Annotated in this window: 16 protein-coding genes, 1 tRNA gene and 1 other RNA gene; 9 read left to right on the top strand and 9 right to left on the bottom strand. The window is 62.9% G+C overall.

Annotated elements, in window-relative coordinates:
* Positions 1-5: 5 nt before the first annotated feature.
* Positions 6-986, bottom strand: a complete 981-nt coding sequence (locus DQ229_RS09835) for an amidohydrolase family protein (protein WP_162300822.1) — start codon at positions 984-986, stop codon at positions 6-8.
* A gap of 544 nt (positions 987-1,530) precedes the next feature.
* Between DQ229_RS09835 and DQ229_RS09830 the strand changes: the two genes are divergently transcribed.
* The 3 genes from DQ229_RS09830 to DQ229_RS09815 all read left to right on the top strand — a co-directional run bounded on the left by DQ229_RS09830 (position 1,531) and on the right by DQ229_RS09815 (position 4,861).
* Positions 1,531-2,502: a helix-turn-helix domain-containing protein gene (locus tag DQ229_RS09830; protein WP_114966099.1), complete on the top strand. Its 972-nt coding sequence runs from the start codon at positions 1,531-1,533 to the stop codon at positions 2,500-2,502.
* Positions 2,492-2,971 (top strand): hypothetical protein, encoded by a 480-nt coding sequence (locus tag DQ229_RS16505; RefSeq protein WP_114966098.1) that lies wholly within the window; start codon positions 2,492-2,494, stop codon positions 2,969-2,971. The genes DQ229_RS09830 and DQ229_RS16505 overlap by 11 nt, the downstream gene beginning before the upstream one ends.
* A 537-nt stretch (positions 2,972-3,508) precedes the next feature.
* The gene (locus DQ229_RS09815) at positions 3,509-4,861 is read left to right on the top strand and encodes a PIN-like domain-containing protein (RefSeq protein WP_114966097.1); all 1,353 of its coding nucleotides are present in this window, start codon (positions 3,509-3,511) and stop codon (positions 4,859-4,861) included.
* A gap of 610 nt (positions 4,862-5,471) precedes the next feature.
* Here the strand turns inward: DQ229_RS09815 and DQ229_RS09805 are convergent.
* Positions 5,472-6,395 (bottom strand): hypothetical protein, encoded by a 924-nt coding sequence (locus DQ229_RS09805; protein ID WP_155326490.1) that lies wholly within the window; start codon positions 6,393-6,395, stop codon positions 5,472-5,474.
* A gap of 714 nt (positions 6,396-7,109) precedes the next feature.
* Between DQ229_RS09805 and DQ229_RS09800 the strand changes: the two genes are divergently transcribed.
* The 4 genes from DQ229_RS09800 to DQ229_RS16500 all read left to right on the top strand — a co-directional run bounded on the left by DQ229_RS09800 (position 7,110) and on the right by DQ229_RS16500 (position 10,232).
* Entirely contained in the window at positions 7,110-7,640 is a 531-nt protein-coding gene (locus tag DQ229_RS09800; RefSeq protein ID WP_155326489.1) for a hypothetical protein, read from the top strand.
* Between the two features lie 38 nt (positions 7,641-7,678).
* Complete coding sequence (locus DQ229_RS09795; protein WP_162300821.1) at positions 7,679-9,586, top strand: prohead protease/major capsid protein fusion protein; 1,908 nt, start codon at positions 7,679-7,681, stop codon at positions 9,584-9,586.
* Between the two features lie 150 nt (positions 9,587-9,736).
* Positions 9,737-10,000 carry a hypothetical protein gene (locus DQ229_RS09790; RefSeq protein ID WP_114966092.1) on the top strand — a complete coding sequence of 88 codons (264 nt, stop codon included), beginning with the start codon at positions 9,737-9,739 and terminating at the stop codon, positions 9,998-10,000.
* 10 nt (positions 10,001-10,010) lie between these two features.
* Positions 10,011-10,232 carry a hypothetical protein gene (locus DQ229_RS16500; protein WP_162300820.1) on the top strand — a complete coding sequence of 74 codons (222 nt, stop codon included), beginning with the start codon at positions 10,011-10,013 and terminating at the stop codon, positions 10,230-10,232.
* 388 nt (positions 10,233-10,620) lie between these two features.
* On the opposite strand, the gene DQ229_RS16495 is transcribed toward DQ229_RS16500, so the two are convergent.
* Both DQ229_RS16495 and DQ229_RS09780 read right to left on the bottom strand, forming a co-directional pair.
* Positions 10,621-11,154: a hypothetical protein gene (locus DQ229_RS16495; protein WP_238381023.1), complete on the bottom strand. Its 534-nt coding sequence runs from the start codon at positions 11,152-11,154 to the stop codon at positions 10,621-10,623.
* A gap of 201 nt (positions 11,155-11,355) precedes the next feature.
* Positions 11,356-11,432, bottom strand: a tRNA-His gene (locus DQ229_RS09780).
* A gap of 118 nt (positions 11,433-11,550) precedes the next feature.
* Here DQ229_RS09780 and DQ229_RS09775 point away from each other — a divergent pair.
* On the top strand, positions 11,551-11,787 hold the full coding sequence (locus DQ229_RS09775; protein ID WP_114966091.1) for a DUF6324 family protein: 237 nt from the start codon (positions 11,551-11,553) through the stop codon (positions 11,785-11,787).
* On the opposite strand, the gene DQ229_RS09770 is transcribed toward DQ229_RS09775, so the two are convergent.
* Complete coding sequence (locus tag DQ229_RS09770; RefSeq protein WP_114966090.1) at positions 11,768-12,223, bottom strand: MmcB family DNA repair protein; 456 nt, start codon at positions 12,221-12,223, stop codon at positions 11,768-11,770. The genes DQ229_RS09775 and DQ229_RS09770 overlap by 20 nt on opposite strands.
* 76 nt (positions 12,224-12,299) lie before the next feature.
* Between DQ229_RS09770 and ssrS the strand changes: the two genes are divergently transcribed.
* Positions 12,300-12,456, top strand: a non-coding RNA gene (gene ssrS / locus DQ229_RS09765) — 6S RNA.
* A 24-nt stretch (positions 12,457-12,480) separates the two neighbouring features.
* Here ssrS and DQ229_RS09760 read toward each other — a convergent pair.
* From DQ229_RS09760 to ribB, 4 genes are all read right to left on the bottom strand, one after another.
* Entirely contained in the window at positions 12,481-12,828 is a 348-nt protein-coding gene (locus DQ229_RS09760) for a hypothetical protein (RefSeq protein WP_338014166.1), read from the bottom strand.
* 146 nt (positions 12,829-12,974) lie between these two features.
* Positions 12,975-13,442 (bottom strand): transcription antitermination factor NusB, encoded by a 468-nt coding sequence (gene nusB, locus DQ229_RS09755; RefSeq protein WP_114966089.1) that lies wholly within the window; start codon positions 13,440-13,442, stop codon positions 12,975-12,977.
* The gene (locus DQ229_RS09750; RefSeq protein WP_114966088.1) at positions 13,439-13,987 is read right to left on the bottom strand and encodes a 6,7-dimethyl-8-ribityllumazine synthase; all 549 of its coding nucleotides are present in this window, start codon (positions 13,985-13,987) and stop codon (positions 13,439-13,441) included. The genes nusB and DQ229_RS09750 overlap by 4 nt, the downstream gene beginning before the upstream one ends.
* Positions 13,988-13,994: 7 nt before the next feature.
* Positions 13,995-15,113, bottom strand: coding sequence for a 3,4-dihydroxy-2-butanone-4-phosphate synthase (ribB, locus tag DQ229_RS09745; RefSeq protein WP_114966087.1), 1,119 nt, complete (start codon positions 15,111-15,113; stop codon positions 13,995-13,997).
* Positions 15,114-15,240: the final 127 nt, after the last annotated feature.

Here is a 15,240-nt window from a genome sequence, read left to right as displayed (position 1 = left end):
GCGGATCACCGGATGCCGAACAGGCGCGCCGCGTTGCCGCCGAGAATGGCGGCGCGGTCGGCTTCCCCGATCGAGGTCTGGCCGACAAAGCCGACCGGGTCCGGCTCGCCGACCGGATAATCCGAGCCGAGGAGCACCCGGTCGGCGCCTACCTTGTCGATCAGGTGCTCCAGCGTCACCGGGTCGTAGAGGCAGGTGTCATAGTGCAGCATCCGCAGGTAATCACCGGGCGCCTTGGACATGTTCACCCGCGTTGCGGGCTTCTCGATATAGTTGCGGTCAATGCGCCCGGTATTGAAAGGCATGTAGCCGCCCCCGTGCGAGATACATATCTTCAAGTCCGGGAAGGCGTCGAGAATGCCTTCGTAGAACAGGGACGCGATTGCGAAGGTTTCTTCCATGCACTGGCCCAGGCTGTTCCACAGCATGTAGCGGGCGAAGCGCGGGTCGTGGTTGCCCGCGGGGTGGATGTAGACGACGGCACCTGTTGCCTCGGCCGCGGCCCAGAAGGGGCGGAGCGCATTTTCTCCGATCTCGCGCGCGCCCGCGCGGGTCGAGATCGTGACACCTGAGAGGCCGAGATCGTTGACGCAGCGGGTCAGTTCTTCGGCAGCAATGTCTGGCGCGTGGAGCGGAACCATTCCAAGACCCCGGAACCTGTCGGGGGCCGTTTCGACCCCGGCGGCGAGTGAGTCGTTTGTCCTGCGGCAGAGCGCGAGGGCTGCCTTCGGGTCCGCGAAATCGGTGTTCTGATGAACGAGGCTCGGGCTGAGGATCTGCATGTCCACGCCCATCCGGTCCATGGCCGCGATCCGGTCGGTGTAGTCGGCCATCTCGGCAATCACGCGTTCGCCGCGGGCCGCTGCCGCCTGCCGCAACTCGTCGGAGACATCGGAGGGCAGGCGCGTGAAAATGCTGTGGGGCGATGTTTCCGAATAGACCTGCCGGTTCACCACATGAGCGTGAACGTCGATGACGCGTTGCAATGGATTATCCTCCCCCTCGCGCTTCGCAAGCTGCGCGATGATCCCGCCCCTGCAAAACGAAAGGGACCTGGCCGCCGCGCGTTCCATACCGGCAGGTGCAGCCTATCGCGGAAGGCAGGTTGCGTGAACTGCAGAACCTCACGGCACAGGCGTATAGTTGCCGAAGACGCGGTCGGAAATATCGAGGGGAATTGAATGGTACCGCCTCCCCGGCTCGAACGGGGGACCCCCAGATCCACAATCTGACCCCGAGGATTGATTCCAAAGGGCTTTTTTTCAAACCGGCGCTCAAAGCGGGCCTTTTCGATCAACGGGTTATCAGGCGGGTGCAAACCGCCGCTGGCCACCGCCGCGCGCCACCGGAACGAGAAACCCCGGCCGCGCTGGCGGGCGCGACCGGGGCTGTAGGGTATCCTGACGAAAGCGCAAATCGTCACAGAGGAAAGTATCACGACGATCTGCGCGCCGCAACGCTGATGCGCCGCTTTGGGCTTCCGAGGTCGATCGCGTCTACCGTCGCCAGCCTCGCGTGGGGGATGGTGGGATGAGTAATCACCACATCAACCACGTCTTCAAACATGGCCCGCGCAAGACTGCGGAGCGGATGGTGCTGCTGGCGATCGCTGATCGGGCTGACGCGCGAACGGGATGCTGCGACCCTTCCATGGCCGATATCGCCGAGAGATGCGGGTTCACGCAACGGGGCGCCAGGAAGATCGTGCGGCGCCTCGAGACGGACGGTTGGCTCGAGGTCGAGGTGGCACGTGGACGCGGCAACCGGAGCCGCTACAGGGTCATCCTGCTCACCCGGAAAGAGCCCGAGGACCGGAACGAGAAAACCGGAACGGGGGACCGGTTAAGCGCCGACGAAAGTCAGAAAACCGGAACGGGGGTGCAAGAAAACCGGAACGGCGGTTCCCCCGAACCCTTAGAACCCTTTGGTGATGGTGGTGGAGCGCGCGCGCTCAATGCTGATTTTCGAGAGCGGAAGATCGACGAGCCGCCGTCGGTCGAACGCGACGGTTCGCCGAGCGAGCCACAGCCGACCGCCGATCCTGAGAAACAGGACTGCGCCAGGCAGACGTGGCGTGAGGAACTGCTCGAGGCGCTGGGCGTGGAGCCGCCGGGCGTAACCGCCACCGGCCGCGTGCTGATCGACCAGGCCGACATGCACGAGGCCCAGCGCTGGGAGCGCGACCTCGGCCTCAGCCGTGTGGAGATCCTCGAGGTGATCCTCGAGGTGATGGCAGCCAGACGCGACGGCCCGCCGCGAACGCTTCGGTATTTTCGCGACCCGATGCAGCGGCTTGCTGCAGCGAAGCGGGCGCCGAAACTGGAAATCGACGAGGGACAACACCATGACCATGCAACTCGGAATCAAAGCCACGGCGACCGCGTCGTGCCATTCCACCGCAACCGTCACGCCGCGCACCGGCACGGAAATCGAAAGGCCGTCGGCGACCCTTGGGTGGCTGCTGCACGAGATTGGCCGGATGGGGGTAACCATGGTCCGTGAGCGCAACGCGGCAATGGGCGGCCGCGCCGAGCAGAGGATCGAGATTGCCGAGGGTGCCGATATCGAGGGCGCCCGGGCACTGGTCGAGCAATCTCTTCAGCCGGCGCCCCAACGGCAGATCGCGCAGTGGCTGGCCGCGCTGCGGCTGATCACCGCGCACCGAGAAAGCGACCCGGCCGAGGCAGGCGCTGCGATCAAGATCTATGTCCAGCGTCTTGCGGAATGGCCGGCGGATTGCGTACACGAGGCGATCCTGCATCGGCGCTGGCGGTTTTTCCCAGCGCTCGCCGAACTCGAGGACGCGTGCCAGGAACTCGCCGCGCCGCGCAAGCTACTTGCGCTGCAGCTGCGCACCGATGCCGGGGCGGTGCGCCGATTCAGTGAGGCACAGCGCCCGGACCCTCAGACCACTGCGCAGCGCCGCGCCGCTGCTCAGCGGATCATGCGTGAGGTGTTTGGGCCGGCGTAAGGGGCGGATGGTGCTGTCATGACTGAGACGGACCAGATGGCGCTGGATGCGGCAAGCGTGGCGGGGGTGACACTCGCGGCCCATAGCAGCCGTTCGCCGGATCGGCTATCGCTACGATGCAGCTTCCCCGAACCGGTAGTTCACGACCCCGGGCAGCTTCATCAGGCACGCAAACACCAGCAGCGCGGGACGAATCTGACCTCCGGCACCACGGGGGGACTTCCCCTTCACGCTTTCAGGAGCTGGCCGAAACTGTTCAAGTCATTCCGACCAGCCCGCGCGGCATCACACTCCGAAGACGACGTGACCGTGCTCGTTGACCGGCAAGGCGGGGTTCCATGCGATCTCCTAGATGTGGCCATCCGGGTCCCCGACGAAACCGCGGAGGCCACCCTGGGGCAGAGCATCGGCCTCCCTTGTAGCATGAGCAGGTTTTCACTGGGTCGATACATGACCTCAGTGACGGTTGCCAAGAAGCCGCTTCTGGTGATTAGATCGTGGCGGCTTGATAGATAGCCATCGAAAATGAGGTGAAGTGTGAAATCGAAGTTTTTGGGCCATTTCAAGCTGAACGATGATCAGGTCAAAGAGATTTGGGCCAGTGGTGTGTTCGTCTTCGACGCTAACACACTTCTGAATATGTACAGGTACTCGGACACCACGCGAGATGCGCTGTTCTCTCAATTCGAAAGGATCAAAAAGCGGGTTTGGCTACCTCATCAGGCTGGAGTCGAGTTCTTTCGAAATCGCATCTCCGTTATTGCGGACCAGAAGAAAACTTACGACGACATGAAGCGTGCCCTGACATCCATCAAGCGTCAGTTCTCGACTGATCGAGGGCACCCTTTCATCTCAGCGGAAAGCGCAAGCAAGCTGGAAGAAACGATTACGAAAATTGAGCAGGAACTCGATGCAAGTGGTCAGACAATCGAACAGCGTATGACGCAAGACGACGTGCTGGTCCGACTAGCCAAGATTTTTGATGAGCGGTCGGGAGGTGAGTTCGATGAAGACACGATGAAGGCTCTCTTTGAGGAAGGTCAAGATCGATACAATCGCAAAGTTCCGCCCGGCTATATGGACGCTGGTAAAGTGAAAGACCCACAGACCTCAGACGATAAGCAGCGGCTTTACGGAGACTTCGTCCTGTGGCGTCAGACTTTGGAAATGGCGAAAGCAGAGGATAAGCATGTCGTGTTCGTGACGGACGACCGAAAAGAAGATTGGTGGTTGGAGAAGAGTGGAAAAACCATTTCGCCTAGGCCAGAATTGATTGCTGAGTTTAACAGGTTCACCGGCAAGCATGTGAAGTTTTATACTCCTGACAGTTTCGTGGCAGTTGCAAGCAACTACATTGGTGGGAAAATATCGGAGGGAGCTATCGACGAAGTTCGAGCAGCTGAGACCGCCAAACACGAGGATGCTCATGCGAGCTACGCCGTCCGTAGGCGCAGGCGAAATGCGTTGGAGGACCTGAGTGAACGTGAACGTTTTCTGTATGATCGTGAGCGCGAAAGTTACCTGACATACAGAAGAAACGCTTTAAGTCATGGCGCACGTATAGCCGACGATGAACGGAGCCATATGATATCGTCCGAAGACATTGAGAGGCTTGGTCGGTACGGAGACGGCATTTCTGCAGAAAGGACTAATGACTTTGGTCGCCGCCGACCTGCCTTTCGATCAGAAAAGATTCGTGAGCTTAGAATGGAGATGTCGGCGGCGTTGGAAGCGAGAGAGTACGCTCAGCGAGAGTTTGAGCAATCCTCGACTCACAACAGGGAAGAATTGTTTCAAGACCTAGTAGCGGCAAGTCGGCGCGTAGAAATGTTAGAATATCGACTCGCCGAAATCTCTAAATTGATTTCGCGTCATGAGCCTGAAGAGTAGTGGCGATCTGACTGTTCGCGCTGGGTTCATGAGAGTGCGTAATGGGCGATTGAAATCAGTTTTTAAATCTAGGGGCGCTTGAATTCCCTAAATCCTGTCAAGAAGTCTTTTTCGACCTCATTAATGTCAGCTAACGCCTGGCGGATACTAGGGATTTCCCGCATTGAGCAGCTGGTAGTTGCTCAATGCGCAGTAATATCAATTGAGCCGAGACGGTTTCGACAACCAGATGGATGAACGCTGCTGAAAATTGATGCGGGGAATCCATAAATCGGGAATCTTGGTAGACTATGATGCCGCAGAGATCGCCCGTGCAAATACCGTAGGGCTTACGCTTGACGAAGACGGTGGTCGCGTTGTTCTACCCTCCGTCAAGCGCGACCTAAAAACGGTCCTCAGCTTCCTGGAGGAAAGCCTCTATAAAGGGGTCTTTTCTGAAGAGACCTACTTGACCAACTCCAAGCGCACTGTGGCCTGAACCGTCCGCGGTGGTCACGTCGCCGTCTTGCGGCACGGCAGTCCACTGTTTGAGTTCGGCCTCTTCTGAATGTCGGCTTTCTGTGCGCGGGCTTTGTTAGCTCGCACTCGCAGAGAAGGTCCGGAGTCCGCCCTAGCTCGCGCCGCATTCACTCCTAAACCGATCGTCAGCGGCGTCGATGATCATTGTCACGAAGGCCTGGGCCATCGCATCGCCCATGTCAGCGCCAGGATGTGGTGATGTGGTTTCGTGTTGTTGGAAGAACTCCATGAGAAGCTCGGGATGGTGAGCCCGAAGAAACACACCCAATGTTGCGGCGATTGTCCAGCCGCGATCATCATCGCCGCTCAGGACGTAGTCCGCCGCACCCTCTGAAAGCCCAGTTGCCGCGCCAAGCTCGCGCGCGTCGGGATCACCAATGTCCCGCAGTTCCGCGCTGAGCTCTCGAAGCTTCCCGGCCGATCGCGATGCGATGATCGCCTCGATTTCATTAAGGGCGGCACAGCCATCTGGGCCGATACTGGCCGTCTCGTCTGGTTCAGGTACGGTGTCGGCCGAAGCAGAACCCTCGGGCTCCACGGGTTCCGGGCAGCCCTGGAAGGGGTAGAACATATTGCCGGAGTAGAACCCTCCGTTGGGATAGAGTTGTCTCCGTCGCTCCCGGTAGATCTCGCGGATCCGGGGTGCGAGTGCTTCGTCCGAGATGCCTGCGATGCAGCGATCGGCGATGTTGTCGACACCGATGAGGCCTCGGGTTTCAGCCGCATTGTCAGCGGCGCGCTGAAAGCACGACCACGTTGTCGAGAAGGTCTCGTTGCGGTCTTCGCATTCCGAGATGACGGGCGCCGCGGCGGATCCGTAGAAATCTTCAGAGCGCACAAGTTCAAGCATTTCATATGCGATGGCACCATCCTTCAGGCAATCTGGCAGGCTCGACGCTGTCGCAGTCGCATTGCATTGCTCGATCACAGGCTGTGGGATGTTTCCCAGCGCCGGTGTGGCTAGCGGGGCGAGAAACAGTGTCGTCGTGAGCGCCGTGAAGAGTCTTTGGAGCATGCTTAGGTGACATCCGTGTCGTAGTTCTGTGGTTCTGAGCATCAGTGTTGACTCACCGCTGTTCCATTGCAAGGAGCTTGGCGACCGAAAGGCCGTCGGGAAGAAAATTGATGCGCCTCGTGTGTGCCTCGTCAAAGTCGTTTGGGCACGGCCTGGATGGCTCGCGCCACGACGTCGACTTCGCCGCAGGTCATCTCAATGTCCTTTTCTGCAACAAGATGCTCGCCCAGAAGAAGCCGCCCCAGGGGAAGGGCTGCGGTCTCAAGCGCCCCACAGTCCATCCTCGTTTTCTGGTGGTGCGTGGTAGGTGCGAACCTGCGAACCCAAAGTGCGAACCCAGAATTTTCGTTTGCCGCTAGCGGCTTATAGCGCCTCTGCCCCCCGCATACGTCGCGCGCCAGGAAGGACCCAAGCGGGGAGGGCAGGGGGGTGCAAGCCATTTCCACAGCATTTTTCCCTGCGTGCCGCGCGCTGCGCTCGCTCCGATCCTTGACCATTATGGTTCTGCGCGCCGGCCTGGCGGTGCCTCGGGGCCGACAAGAAAGGTCACGCTCCATGGGCGGCCAATGATATTTGCGCAAGGCTTCCTAGTAATGCAAGCAATTGAAAACCTGAGCATACCGGAGCTTTGGAGCACTGCCACGGCTTGTCCTCAGTTGGGGTATTGACCGGGTGGGATGCTTGCGAGATGCTATCCAGCAAATGGAGGCGGCCATGAAACCAGCAGCGGTGGCGCTTTGCGCCGGGATCACGACGAAACGGCTGCACCAGCTCCGTGATCGGGCGCAGCTGCCTTACCCGAATCCGGGGTTTCGCGCAGAGCTCGACATCAGCCACGCGTGGCGGCTGCGCATACAGGACGCGGCGATAAACGGACCCAGCGGGGGAATCGGGCCCGATGATGCGGCCGGAATGGTTTCCAACGCGTGGGGCTATCTCAGCACGCGATACGGCACGCACCCGAACGACGTGGTGGGTCTCGAGGTCGCGGCATGGATAGGGGCCATCGAATTTGCCGGCACGGATCGCCACGGTGAAGTCGAGCGATGGATGGGGTGGTTCGCAGGACCGGTGGCGGAACTGCAGGATTTCATCGCTGCGCAGTTGGCCGACCCGACCTCGGAGGCCCTGCGCAATGCGCATCCGGTGAAAGTGCTGGCGCTGGTAAACGTCACCGCGGCGGCTCTGACGGTGCTCGCCCGCGCGGATGAGCTGGGCCTCGATCGCGGGGAGGCGCAGTCATGACGATCAGCGAAACAATGGACGATCATTGGAGGCAGACAATGAACGAGCAGCTCGTAGGTCGACCGCAGCTTACGGGCGCGATCGCTACCCGGGCGGCGGCCGTAGCGCCGGCCACGGTCAATGATGCCCAGCGCACCTTCGAGGTGGTCTGGACCACCGGCGCCATGGTGCGGCGCTATTCGTGGATGCGCGACGAGGAATACGACGAGGAACTGGTCGTCGATGACAAGGCGCTGCGCCTCGAGGCGCTCAACAGCGGCGCCCCGTTTCTGGAAACGCATCGCGCCCATGACCTCGGCGCGGTGCTGGGGGTAGTTGTCGAAGGCAGCGTTCGCATCGAGTCCGGCAAGGGCTACGCCACGATCCGGCTGTCGGATCGGGACGAGGTCGAGTCGCTCTGGCGCGACATCAAGGCCGGGATCATCCGGCGCGTGAGCGTAGGCTACCGCGTGCACAAGTTTGAGCGTGTCGCCAAGGCTGACCGGAACGACGGGGGCGAGCGAGCGCTCTACCGGGCTGTCGATTGGGAGCCGCTGGAAATTTCGGCCGTCGCAATTGGCGCCGACCCGGCCGCAGGGATCCGCGGCGACCATGCCGGCGAGGCGCCGGAAATTCTCGAGCAGGGAAAGAAACCGATGAAACATGCAACGACCACGCCGGATGCCGGCGCCAACACCGTGCCCAGCGCGGCGTCCACGATCCGCGCCTTGGTGGCGCACCACAACTTCGGAGACGACCTGGCCGAAGACCTTATCGGGCGCGGCCTGAGCGAGTCCGAGGCCCGCCACGAAATCCTCGACAAGCTGGCCGACCGCGATCCGATGCAGGGCCGCTCGCATGAGCCTTCCATCACCGGCAACAACCGGGACGGCCTGCTGGCCCGCGCCATGAGCGGAGCCATGCTGCACCGGCTCGATCCCGCGCGGCACGAGTGCTCGCAGGACGCGCGCGACTTCGCCGGCATGACGGTGCCCGAGATGGCGGCCGAGTTCTGCCGCATCCACGATATCAGGGTGCAGGGCGGGCCGGCCAAGGCGCTGCAGATCGCTCTGCAGATGCGTTCGGGGGTGGGCTACCATTCCACCAGCGACTTCCCGGCTATCCTTGCCAATGTCGCGAACCTACGGGTGCTCGATCACTACGAGGCCGCGGCCTCGGGTTTCAAGCGGGTGAGCCGCGAGCGCACCTTCGACGACTTCCGCGAGGTGACCAGCGCCCGGTTGCAGGGCAGCATGACCTTCGAGAAGACGCTCGAGAGCGGCGAGTTCAAGTATGGCACGCTCGAAGACAGCGGCGAGAAGACGCGGCTGGCGACCTATGGGCGCATCTTCGCGCTGACGCGCCAGGCGCTGGTCAACGATGCCGAGGGGGCCTTCGACAAGATCACGAGCATTCTCGGCACCGGCGCGGCGGAAACCGAGGCCGGCCTGCTGGTGGGCCTGTTCGAGGACAACGCCGGGACCGGCCCGACGCTTTCCGATACCCTGCCGGTCTTCCACGAGGATCGGGTCAACATCGGCCAGGCTTCCGTGATCGATATCGACGCGCTCTCCGAGGCGATGGTGATCCTGCGCCGCCAGCGCGGCATGGGCGGCGAGGTGATCGCGGTGGTGCCGCGCTACATCATTGTCAGCCCGGAGAAGGAAACCGAGGCGCTGCAGGCCACCTCGCAGCTCTACGCGGCCGAGGTCCAGAACGTGAACCCCTTTGCGCGCCGGCTCGAGGTGATCGTCGAGCCGCGCCTTGCGAGCGAGACGCGCTGGTATCTGGCCGCCGAGCCGGGGCGCCCGGAAGCGCTGATCCATGGCTACCTGCGCGGCCAGCGCGGGCCCCAGATCGAGACGCGGATGGGCTTCGAGGTCGACGGCATGGAGGTCAAAGGGCGGATCGATTTCGCCGCCGGTTTCGTCGACTGGCGCGGCTGGGTCATGAACCCAGGAGCCTGATGCATGAATGGCATGCCGGCCTTCGTGGGCCGGCCGCCCGGCGGGCGGTGGCGAAAAACACCCGCAGGTGCCGCGTCAGCCTCCTCGGCGTGAGGCATCACAGACCCCGGCCGCCGCGCCGGTGGCCGGGGGTGTAACGGAGTAGAGACGATGGATGACAAGCAGCAGGATCAAGCCGCGAAGCTGGTTTCCGCCGCACTCGATGACCTGGCCGCGCAGCTTATCATGGTTCGTGGCCTCCACCCCGACCTAGTGCTCGCCGGGCTGCATTCCTCGGCTTTGGCGCTGATCGCCACCTCGCATGGCGGAGACGTGGCCACGCAATGCGCCAGGGAGTCGGCCGACAAGGTCGAGCACTTGCCGAGCCATGACGATTGCCGCCTGGCCGCTGCGCCAGTGGCGGGGCGCGCGTAAGAGGTAACAAATGACCGAGGGCGCGAAGAGAAAGCGAGCGAAGAATGTCGGTCTGGCGACCCGGCAGGAAATCGAGCGCGTCCTCGAAACGGCTCGTCGTACTGGTCTACCCATCTCTGGCTTCACGATCGAGCCGGGAAAGATCATTAAGGTGCAATTCGCTGGTGCGGTCGAATCGGAAGCTGACGCGGCACTGGACCGATGGCAAAGAGGACGGCGTGGTGCGGATTAAGGTTGGTGGCATCAACACGACCAAGAAGAGGCTCGCGAGTGGCGAGATCCGCGTTTATCGCTATCACCGTGGAACCAAAACGGCATTGCCGGGTGAGCCGGGCAGCCCCGAGTTTCTGCGTGCCTATGCAGAGGCGGAGGCCTTGCGCCCTAAGCGGGCCGCAACGCTGGCAAATGAACTTGCTGAGTATCTGCGCAGCGCGCATTTCGCCAAGAAGGCGCCCAGCACACAGCGAGAGTATAGCCGCCTTTGCGGTAAGCTCGAGTCGGCCTTCGGAGACATGCCATTGCGGGCGCTCGACTCGCCAAAGGCTGCCGGCGTGTTCCTCGACTGGCACGAAGAGCAGGGGCTCGACACGCCGCGCGAGGCAGACAATGCCATGCAACTGCTATCCATGATCCTGAAGCGCGCCAAGAGGCGTGGCCGTATCCGGGTCAACCCGCTTTCGGAAGGTTTCGAACGACAGCACCATGGCGATCGCTCGGATGTGATCTGGACCGAGGCGGACGTGACGCGGTTCATGGACGGGGCTCCGGTCGAACTGCAGCGGGCCATGATTTTGTTCATGCATACGGGCCAGCGCTACGGTGACGTGATCCGCATGCGCTGGGCAGACTACGACGGCGAGGTGATCCGACTGACCCAACGCAAGACGGGTGAGCCTGTCGAAATTCCCTGTACCAGAGCGCTGCGCCAAATGCTCGAAGCTATGCCGCGATCCGGCCCCTACATACTGACCAGGGCCGACGGCCGCCCGTGGTTCACCGATGGCAATGACAAGGCGCTCTCGAAAGCCTGGGCGGCGCACATGAAGGTGGCCGGTCTCTGGCGTGCCGATCCAGCCGAGCGGCTGCAGCTGCGTGATCTGCGCGGGACGACAGTTACGCTCCTGTTCGAGGCCGAAGGCTGCGAGATAGGCCACATATGCGCGATTACGGGCCACACTTTGAAAAGCGCGCACTCGATTCTCGAACGATACCGCAAGCGCACCAAGGCCGCAGCTGTGGCGGCGATGCGGGCTTTCGAGGCCTCGCCCAGCGCGGCTTTTGCAAACCGCCTGCAAACCACACCAGTTGCGGATCGCGCCGCGATAACAAAACCGAAAGGAACTCAAGATGTTGGATGGTACCGCCTGCCCGGCTCGAACGGGCGACCCCCAGATCCACAATCTGGTGCTCTAACCAACTGAGCTAAGGCGGCACTGGCGGTGATTTATCGCCGGGTCCGGCTGAATGCAAGGGGCGCGCGCTTGAAAACGGCGGCGAAGGGGCGTAACTGCGGCTGTCGTGACAGGCATGGGCCACAGGCGGAGAGCGATATGGGCATCGACAGCGAAAGCGACGTGGCAGCGGGGCTTCAGATCGGGCCGACCACGCTGGGAATGGTGCGAATCTTCGTCACCGGCGACGGTATCGATCTGCCGCTGGATTTCGACCCTGACGAGGCCGAGGAAATTGCCCAGGAACTGATCGGCGCGGCCGAACGCGCGCGGGCCGTCACGTCCAAACCCGAGCCTGCCAGGAAGCCGCGTTCGGCTAAGGCGAAAAAGCCCTGACGCCAGGGTCACGCAGCGCCTGAAGCCGGCGCGCGGCGTGTCGTGCGAAGGCTTGTACCAGCACCTTGCGCCGCGCCGGGGCCAGCCGCGCCTCGGCGCCGTGGCGCAGGATCTCCGCATCGAAGGCGTCGGCCAGCATCAGGCCGCTGTCGGCTGGCAGAAGCTCGGTCGGGAAATCGGCATCCACGGCCCAGAAGAAGCGATCACACCAGGGCAGGTAGTGCATCCATTTCCTGTCAGCGCGAAAATCGGCCGGACCGGACTTGCACTCGACGATCCAGATGTCGCCTTTTGGCCCCAGCGCCATGACATCGACGCGCAGCCCGGTTGCGGGCGCCAACTCTTCCACGCAAGCAAAACCGTGGCCCGCCAGATGCCGGCAGACGCCGCGCGCGATGCGCTGACCGGGGGCGAGTTGTAGGTTATCCTGCGGCATGGGGAAAATATGAACAAGTCATGAACACAAGGCAACCCTTGCAGTGGCGCCCGGCTGGGCCTATCTCTGTGGATGGCGGGTTCTGCTCGTTTCGTGAGAGGCCCTTTTCCAGTGGCCGATAAGTTTTTCCGAGGGGGCTGGCTCTGTCGGGGTCCTGGCCTCGTTACCTGGCGCCCACCTGAATGTTCAGGCTCTCGGGAAATTCACGCCTCCACGGATGCTGCGGGCCCGCCGCCCATTCCTTTCGACCAATGCGATCAGCCTTCGGGGCGGCGCCCAGGTGCGGCCTCGCTCGGCCGCGGAATGCGCACGGGCTGCGGGCTGAAGGCATCGGCCATGGGCAAGGGCTGCTTGTGGCCGCCGCCGGGGCGCGGCTTTTCGGCCATGCTCATCACTGCGATGCCGAACTGCACCCCGGCAAAGACCAGCCCGTTGAAGAAGAACAGCAGGAACAGGGCAAGCCAGCCGCCCTGCGTGTTGAAGATCAGGTGCTGCAGATTCGCGACATTGAACACAAGCAGCATCGCGACAAAGCCCGCAGCAATGGCGAAGCCGATGGCGACCTGCCGGATGTAAAGGCGGACAAGCTGGGGCAGTTCGGGCATGGGCGACCTCGCGGACCTGGCGTTACGTTCCCTCTGAAAGGTAACGTCCGAGCGCCGGTCGGCAAGATGCTGGCCTGCGGCGGGCTGACGCGGGCGGCAAAAAGCCGCCGGTGCGGGGGGCGCCGCGCGAATTTTCAAAAGTCCCCTCAGAACGCTTCGGGCCGGGCCTCGCGCGCCATGTGGTCGAGCACGGCATTGACGAATTTTGCCTCGCGGCCTTCGGGAAAAAAGGCGCGGGCGACGTCGACATATTCGTTGATGACCACGCGCGGCGGCGTGTCGGATTGCGTCATCTCGGCGCCGGCGGCGCGAAACAATGCGCGCAGGGTCGGGTCGATCCGGGCGATGGGCCATTTGGCGACAAGCGCGCGGTCGGTCAGCTGGTCGATGCTGGCCTGCCAGTTGACGGCATCGTCAAGCAGCCTGCGAAACAGCCCTATATGCGCGTCGGGGCTTTCGCCTTCGTCCTCTTGCGGGGCGGCGATGCGGTAATCCTCGAACTCGCGGCGCACGGCTTCGACGGTTTGGCCTGCGGCCTCCATCTGGAACAGCGCCTGCACGGCGTAAAGCCGCGCGGCCGAGCGCGCGCGCTGGCGATCTTCCTTGCTGGTCATGCGCTTTGTGATCCTTCGCTGTCACCGGCGATGCGGAAGCTTTCGTTGCTGCGGAACCCCACGTTGCCGCGTGGCGCGCTCCATTTGCGCCCCAGCGCGATCAGGTGCAGCGCCGCCGATGCGGCGCCCCCGCCCTTGTTCTGGCCCTTAGGGTCGGCGCGCACGACGGCCTGATCGCGGTTTTCCACCGTCAGGATGCCATTGCCGATGCAGGCGCCATGCAGCCCCAGCAGCGTCAGCGCGCGCGAGGAATCGTTACACACTGTCTCGTAATGGGTCGTCTCGCCGCGGATCACGCAGCCCAGAGCGACATATCCGTCGAAATTGGCGCGCTCATGGGCCAGGGCAATGGCGGTGGGAACCTCGAGCGCGCCGGGCACTTCGACCATCTCCCAGGTGGCGCCGGCCTTGCGCAGCGTGGCCTCGGCCCCCTTGATCAGCGCATCGGCGATGTCGCGGTAATAGGGGGCGACGACGACCAGCAGCTTCACCGGCTGGTCGAATGCGGGCAGGTCGAGGATGTGATGGGTTTCGGAACCGGCCATCAGACTGTCACTCCTTGGGGATGGGGCGTGTGCCCTTGATCGAAAGGCCGTATGCCTCAAGCCCGACCACCTTCGGCACGCCCGAGTTGGTGACCAGCTCGATCCGGCCCAGCCCCAGCGCGGCAAGGATCTGCGCGCCCAGCCCGTATTGCCGCAGCGTATGCGGCGAATGCGCGCCCTCCATCGCAAGCTGCATTGCCGTATCGCGCAGCAGCACCACCACGCCGCGCCCCTCGGCGGCAATCACGCGCATGGCCGATTGCAGCTCGCCCGCATGGGTGGGGTCGATGCCCAGCACATCCTCCAGCGGGTTGAGCGCGTGCATCCGCACCAGCACCGGATCAGAGGTGGTGATGTCGCCCTTGGTCAGCACGATATGTTCGGCGCCCTGGGTCTCGTCGGCGAAGACACGCATCAGCCAGTCGCCGCCATAGGCCGAATTGACGGGCTTGACCAGTTTTTCGTTGACCAGATTGTCATGGCGCCGGCGATAGGCGATCAGGTCCGAGATCGTGCCGATCTTGAGGCCATGCTTCTGGGCGAACCCGACAAGATCGGGCAGGCGGGCCATGGAGCCGTCCTCGTTCATGATCTCGCAGATCACGCCCGAGGGGTTCAACCCCGCCAGCCGCGCCACATCGACGGCGGCTTCGGTATGGCCCGCGCGCACCAGCACGCCGCCTTCGCGCGCGCGCAGCGGAAAGACATGGCCGGGCGTGGCGATATCGGCCGCGCCGCGGGTCGGGTCGATCGCCACGGCGATGGTGCGCGCGCGGTCATGCGCCGAGATGCCGGTTGTCACCCCCTCGCGCGCCTCGATCGAGATGGTGAAGGCCGTTTCGTGGCGCGAGGAATTCTTGGTCGACATCAGCTGCAGGCCCAGCGCGTCGATGCGCGCCCCCGGCAGCGACAGGCAGATCAGCCCGCGCCCGTGGGTGGCCATGAAATTCACCGCCTCGGGCGTGGCCATCTGGGCGGGAATGACCAGATCGCCCTCGTTTTCCCGGTCTTCATGATCGACGAGGATGAACATGCGGCCATTGCGGGCATCTTCGATGATTTCCTCGATCGGCGAGATGGCATCGCGCCAGTTTTCCTCGACCGGACCCGGATTTTCGTAGCTCATGGGGATTCACCTTTAGCGTTCGCGCCTCAGATAGAGCATCGCGGCCGCGGGGGAAAGGGGCGGAGGGCACAGCGCCTGTGCATGAATGAAAGGGCAGGGCAGTGGTGCTGCGAACGCGGATATTGAT

The organism is Alkalilacustris brevis (genome assembly GCF_003350345.1).
Taxonomy (GTDB): domain Bacteria; phylum Pseudomonadota; class Alphaproteobacteria; order Rhodobacterales; family Rhodobacteraceae; genus Alkalilacustris; species Alkalilacustris brevis.
Note: the sequence above shows the minus strand (reverse complement) of the source record. Positions and strands in the feature narration are given on the sequence as shown.